At 66.3% G+C, this 5,245-nt stretch carries 8 protein-coding genes; 1 reads left to right on the forward strand and 7 read right to left on the reverse strand.

Annotated elements, in window-relative coordinates; translation table 11 throughout:
* Positions 1 to 20 precede the first annotated feature (20 nt).
* From ACOADB_RS12815 to ACOADB_RS12825, 3 genes are read right to left on the reverse strand one after another with little or no spacing between them, the layout of a single operon-like run.
* Entirely contained in the window at positions 21 to 812 is a 792-nt protein-coding gene (locus ACOADB_RS12815; RefSeq protein ID WP_378599006.1) for a hypothetical protein, read from the reverse strand.
* A complete protein-coding gene (locus ACOADB_RS12820) occupies positions 805 to 1,365 on the reverse strand; it encodes a SigE family RNA polymerase sigma factor (RefSeq protein WP_378599008.1) in 561 nt (186 codons plus the stop codon). The genes ACOADB_RS12815 and ACOADB_RS12820 overlap by 8 nt, the downstream gene beginning before the upstream one ends.
* Positions 1,366 to 1,393: 28 nt before the next feature.
* Complete coding sequence (locus tag ACOADB_RS12825) at positions 1,394 to 2,152, reverse strand: matrixin family metalloprotease (protein ID WP_378599012.1); 759 nt, start codon at positions 2,150 to 2,152, stop codon at positions 1,394 to 1,396.
* A gap of 422 nt (positions 2,153 to 2,574) precedes the next feature.
* On the opposite strand from ACOADB_RS12825, the gene ACOADB_RS12830 reads away from it, so the two are divergent.
* Entirely contained in the window at positions 2,575 to 3,132 is a 558-nt protein-coding gene (locus ACOADB_RS12830; protein WP_378599015.1) for a hypothetical protein, read from the forward strand.
* On the opposite strand, the gene ACOADB_RS12835 is transcribed toward ACOADB_RS12830, so the two are convergent.
* From ACOADB_RS12835 to ACOADB_RS12850, 4 genes are all read right to left on the reverse strand, one after another.
* On the reverse strand, positions 3,120 to 3,473 hold the full coding sequence (locus ACOADB_RS12835; protein ID WP_378599018.1) for a TraR/DksA family transcriptional regulator: 354 nt from the start codon (positions 3,471 to 3,473) through the stop codon (positions 3,120 to 3,122). The genes ACOADB_RS12830 and ACOADB_RS12835 overlap by 13 nt on opposite strands.
* Before the next feature lie 7 nt (positions 3,474 to 3,480).
* The gene (locus tag ACOADB_RS12840) at positions 3,481 to 3,849 is read right to left on the reverse strand and encodes a YciI family protein (RefSeq protein WP_378599020.1); all 369 of its coding nucleotides are present in this window, start codon (positions 3,847 to 3,849) and stop codon (positions 3,481 to 3,483) included.
* Positions 3,850 to 3,953: 104 nt separating this feature from the next.
* Entirely contained in the window at positions 3,954 to 4,856 is a 903-nt protein-coding gene (locus ACOADB_RS12845) for a hypothetical protein (protein ID WP_378599023.1), read from the reverse strand.
* The coding region (locus ACOADB_RS12850) for a sigma-70 family RNA polymerase sigma factor (RefSeq protein ID WP_378599026.1) at positions 4,853 to 5,245 on the reverse strand (393 nt) is incomplete at its 5' end. The genes ACOADB_RS12845 and ACOADB_RS12850, both read right to left, overlap by 4 nt.

Consider the following 5,245-nt stretch of genomic DNA (forward strand, 5'->3'; position numbering starts at 1 on the left):
CAACTCCCGTGCGTGCCAGTCTACCGACCCCGCTCCAGGGTGATCCGTCTGGCGACGAACTCGCCACCAGTGCAGGTGACGTCGACGCGCACCGGAGTGTCGCCTTGAAGGGCCTGAGTCACGATGTCGGGATCGCTGGCGCCGTTGATCTGATCGTTGACACGGATCTCGACGCGCACGCTGGACCATTCCTTGAGCGGCAGCGCATCGTTGGTTTCGGCCTGGAGCATCACGATGTACGGCGGACGCAGGGCCCCGTCGCCCTCAGGCATCGCGCCGTCCACCGACACCCAGTCTCCGACCAGGCTCTGGGGGCCGTTCTGGCTGCACGAGATCGGTTCGAACAGCGGCTTCAGTTCAGCAGGCGCCGCCGGTTGACCGTCGGCCACCCAGACTGACCCTTCAGCGAAGACTGCCGTGCTTGGGTCGACTCCAGGCAGCGCTGACGCCATCACGCTCCGGTCGGCAATGTCGCCACACCCGAGCATCGTGCCGGAGCCGAGACTGCGACCCGGGCGAGGCACGCGAAGGAGCTCGCCGTGGCCGACGTACCGGCTTGTTCCAACTTTCAGGATCGCAGCGCAAGACGTTTGCCCGTCGGTACCGTCATCGTCCTCCGGCAACCACAAGGGCGCGGTGGCGCCTGCAACGATTGTTGCAGCAGCGGCGATCGCGACCAGGCGCCACCGGGAGGCGTGCCCAGCATTTTCGGTCGATGACGGGGCGGTGCTGGCCCGGACACCACGAAAGATCGGCGCGCGCTCTGCGGCCCGGTTCAGGTCCTCCCGGAGTTGGGTCTCGAAGTCAGTCATCGTGGTCACCCTCGGCTTCTGTCTGTCCGGTGAGCCGTTCGTAGGTCGAGGCGAGCTCGTTCCGAAGCTTTCTGTTGGCGCGGTGCGCCAGCGACCGCACGGTGACGCGCGAACAACCAAGGACTGCGGCGATCTCGGGATCGGGGAGGTCCTCGTAGTAGCGCAGCACGATCACCGCACGTTCGCGGGCGGACAGTGTTTCCAGCGCGCCCAAGATCGACAGCCGGTCGTCGGATGAGCCTGAGACCGCGTCATGGGGTGGCCCGATCCGGGTCAGACCGCGTCGCAGCGTCGAGGCTCGCCTTGCGCCGCTGATCTGTTCATTGAGCATTGCTCGGCGCGCATAGCTGAACGGGTCGTCGAGGTCGTCGATCCCCCGGGCAGACAAACGCATGAGTACGGTCTGGACGAGGTCCTCGGCAGCCGCGCCGTTCCCACCGGTGAGAAGAAATGCGCAGCGCAGGAGGCGCTGCCCCTGCTCCCTCGCAAAGGCCTCAAGGCTGGCCTGATCGGCCGAGGTCGGCGTGCTGATCGTTCTCACAACCCTTTCCACGCGCTCGGAGCGTGAACTGTTGCACGGATCAGTAGGTATTGCGCAGGCTCAGGACGTCGCCCTTGCCCAGTGTGCGCTGAGAGACATCGCACGGGTCGAGATCAGTACTCATGGTGAGGTTGCCGTGCGCGGATTCGGAGACGTGGCCCATCCCGAACGAGTGACCGAATTCGTGTACGGCGACGCCTCTGAGGTCGTACTTGCCCGAACAAGTCGTGGGCAACGTGCTGAAGAACACGTGGTCGGTGGTGTCGAAGCGGATGTCCGACTCGATGATGTTGTTGTCGGCGAACGGAGCCGGGATCGACCACGTGCACTCCTTCGCCAACGGCGGGTCACCGTGGTCGTCAAGGTTCCCGAAGTCAACCACGCTCTCCCCATCGCGCCCATCGGTCGATCCGTCGCCACAGGTCGTCGCTCCACCTGAAGTCGTCATGTCGCTCTCCAGGGTCGAAATGCCCTGGTAGGACGCATCGGCACTGACCTGATCGGTGTAGCCACAGTTGTTGTAGGAGGTCTCGATCCAGCCGACGGCCTGCTTCAACACGCTCTCGGTCTGAGCCGTGGTCAGGCCAGCGGGCCTGGTGCCGTCACCCAGATGCCACTTGTACGTCCCGGCCTGTTCCTCGTCCCTGTCCTCGTAGGCGCCGTCGCTGCATGCCGACGGAGAACTGACGGCCACGTCCTCGAGCGCGATCGCTGCATCGAGGTCGTTGTACGAGACCTCACCTTCCGGAGTGACTGCGATCTCGTAGGCGACGGCTCCCGATGGATACAGCGCCTCCATCGTGAGGGTCTCCCCCGCGGCAGGAACCTGCCCCGTGAGTTTGCCGTGCGAAAACAGTCTGCCGACGGCGCGGCACTCAACGACGTCGGTCCCCTCAGGGAGGTTCTCTTGGGTGAGCAATCCAGTAGCAGGACCGCAGTTCGGATGTTGGCCCGGTGCGTCGGCGTGGGCTGGATTGGCAAGTGCTGCGAGCGGCGCGATGAGCATGAGAACCGCGAAAGGTGCAACGCGCGATGACAATGTAGACCTCCCCGAGCAACGCGCCTGATTGACGCGGAGTGCAAGAACACTAGGTTCTCGGCTTGCGCTAGTCCATGGGCAAGCAGTCTCGCCGCGCGATTTGGGTCCCGATGACGGGTCATGGGCGCGACCTGTTTCAACTCCAGCAAAGGCCGAATTCCTGTCGCTGACATGATGCGGCCATGCCTCGCCGTCCCGTCGCCCTCGTCGCAACGCTTGTTGCACTTCTCGGCGGCTGCGCTTCACCTGTTGATGAAGACGGCGTGGTGAGACCCGGTCCTGGCCCGGCGGTTGCGCCGGAACGGTTCACGATCGTTCCTGACGACTACCACGTGCCCTACGCCGGTACGGCGGAAGACGGGCGAAAGTTCTTCTTGAGCGATGAGCTCTTCGACTTCGGCGCCGGGGACGAGCCAGGCAGTGGTTATGTCGGTCTGTTTCTGTGGAACGCCGACGGGAGCTTTGCTGAGGTACGGGTTGACGACGTCTCAAGGCCCGAAGGGCTCCCGCCAGGTCAGGCAGCGAGCGCCGATGCGGACGACGTCGTCCAGAGCCGCCTGGCCGAGCTGGGCGACTACGAGCTGGAACCGATCACCGTGGAACCGTTCCTGACGAAGGTCGACGGCGTGGACTTCGGCTGGAGGATCACCGAGTACGAAGGCACGTTCTCGATCAACATCGAGCCCGGGAACTTCATTGCGTACTACGAGCCGTGGGACGGCGTCGACTACGACACGTGACGAGCGCAGTCGATGCAGTTGCTGGCCGTCGGCCGGGCCTCGAGTCGCTCGGCACCGATGGGCCGTCCGCAGCGCACACACACGCCGTACTCCCCTGTGGTCCAACGCGTCAGGGCAGCTTCTGACTCGGCGACCTGGGCCCGTGCCTGCTGGATGAGGGCGTTCAGCTGCGACCGTTCGAAGGCGATCGTGGCGCCCTCGGGATCGTGTTCGTCGTCGGCATTGGTGTCGCGTGAGGCAGCAATGACCCCGTCGAAGTCGTCGGTCAGGCGGGCGAGCCGGGTGCGGGCAGAGAGCAGCTTTGCCTCCAGCACGTCCCGCTCGCCCGCCGTACCTGACATGCGGAACTCAGGCCAGGCCGTCGAACGGACGGACCTCGACCGTGCCGCGGCAGGCCCTGGAGCCCTCGGCCGCCAGCTTGATGGCCACGTCGAGGTCGGGAACGTCGATCACCCAGAAGCCGGCGATGGCCTCCTTGGTCTCGAGGTAAGGGCCGTCGGTCATGACCGGCTTCTCCCCCTGGCCGTCGACCACGGTGGCCGTCGCCACCGGTGCGAGACCACCGGCGAATACCCAGTAGCCGTCCGCCTTGAGCTTCTCGTTGAAGGCGCCCGTCTCGGCGAATGACTGCTCCATGTCCTCCTTGGAGGCATAGCCGTAGTTGTTGGTCTCGTCCAGGTCGGTCGGGCCGTGCACGGACAACAGGTAGTTCGTCATCGGAATCTCCTCGGTCGTCGGCGGTCCCGATGACCGCCTCTACCTCCACCACGTATGGCACCACGGCGATCCGACAGTGTGCGAGGAGAAACTGGCCGAACAGATCAGTCAGGCGGTGGAATGACCAGCTCGGGATCGGTCGCGACCTGCTGCAGGGCGGACACCGGTACGTCGAACCTTCCCAGTGCTGCATCGTAGGTCGGCGCCCGCACGACCTCTCGCGCGCTGGTCACGAAGGTCTCGGAGTGGACGACCTCGACGGAGCGGATGAAGAAGATCTCGGCCGGATCGAGGCGCTTGCTGGTGTTCACGGAGGGATCCAGGGTCCACCGTGGCTTGGTGCCCTTCTCCAGGTTCTCGCGCGTCAGCGAGATCCAGAAGCCGGTCGGATCGGTGGGGTCCGGGAACGCCGCCGACACCTCCGTGACGGCGACCGACCCGTCGGACAGGGTGGTCGCCTCACACGACAGGAGAAAGGCATCGGGTCCCCGGGTGGCCTCGGCGCACCGCGTGTCCCGGTCCCCCTCCGCCTCCCCGCGGCTGTGCCCGAGGCGTACGTCGAGGCGGTGGTCGCCCGTCCCGCCGTACCTGGCCGACACCGAGGCGGCTTCTTCCCACCGTGCTCGCGGCAGCTCAGCATGTTGCTCGTCGCTGGCGGTGAAGGCGATCGGTCCCAGCGCGAGGTACGGCCCGACGGCAGCCTCGATGTGGGAGTCGATCAGCCCCGGCAGCTTCTGCGGGTCGTACTCCGCGAGGGCGACTTTGGTCATCGGATGGATGTTGTCGAGCGCGTTCACGTACTGGCTCCGGTCACCGCCAGCGATCCCGAAGGCCACTGCTGCCGCCACTCCCCCCGCGGTCGCCAGTGCGGCCCCCCGGACGACGAACTGCCGGCGACGTCGCGCGCGGTGCCCGTCGCCGATGCTGTCCGCCGGCCGCAGGGTGAACGTGGGCTCGGTGGTCTCGACGTGGTCACGCAACAGGGTGCGCAGGTCGTGCTCGGTCATCGCAGGTCCTCCGTCAGGACGAGGTGGGGAAGGTGGGCGCGCAGGGTGGCGAGCCCGCGCGAGGTCTGGCTCTTGACGGTGCCTTCGGCGACACCGAGCGCCGCGGCGACCTCGGCCACCGAGAGGTCGTCAAGGAAGCGCAGCGCGACGATCGCGCGTTGCTGGGGTGCGAGCAGGCCGAGGGCCCGGCCGAGATCGAGGCCGTGGTCGGCGATCTCCGGTGCCGGGGTGTCCGGTACGTCGGCCGAGGGCCACTCACGGCGCGGTCGGCGGATCGCCGAGATCGCCTCGTTGACGACGGTCCGCCGCGCGTACGCCTCCAGCGACTCGCTCCGAATCCTCGGCCAGGCGCGGTACAACTTGGTCATGGCGGATTGCGTGACGTCGTC

This window comes from Nocardioides sp. CPCC 206348, from assembly GCF_048654705.1.
Lineage (GTDB): Bacteria > Actinomycetota > Actinomycetes > Propionibacteriales > Nocardioidaceae > Nocardioides.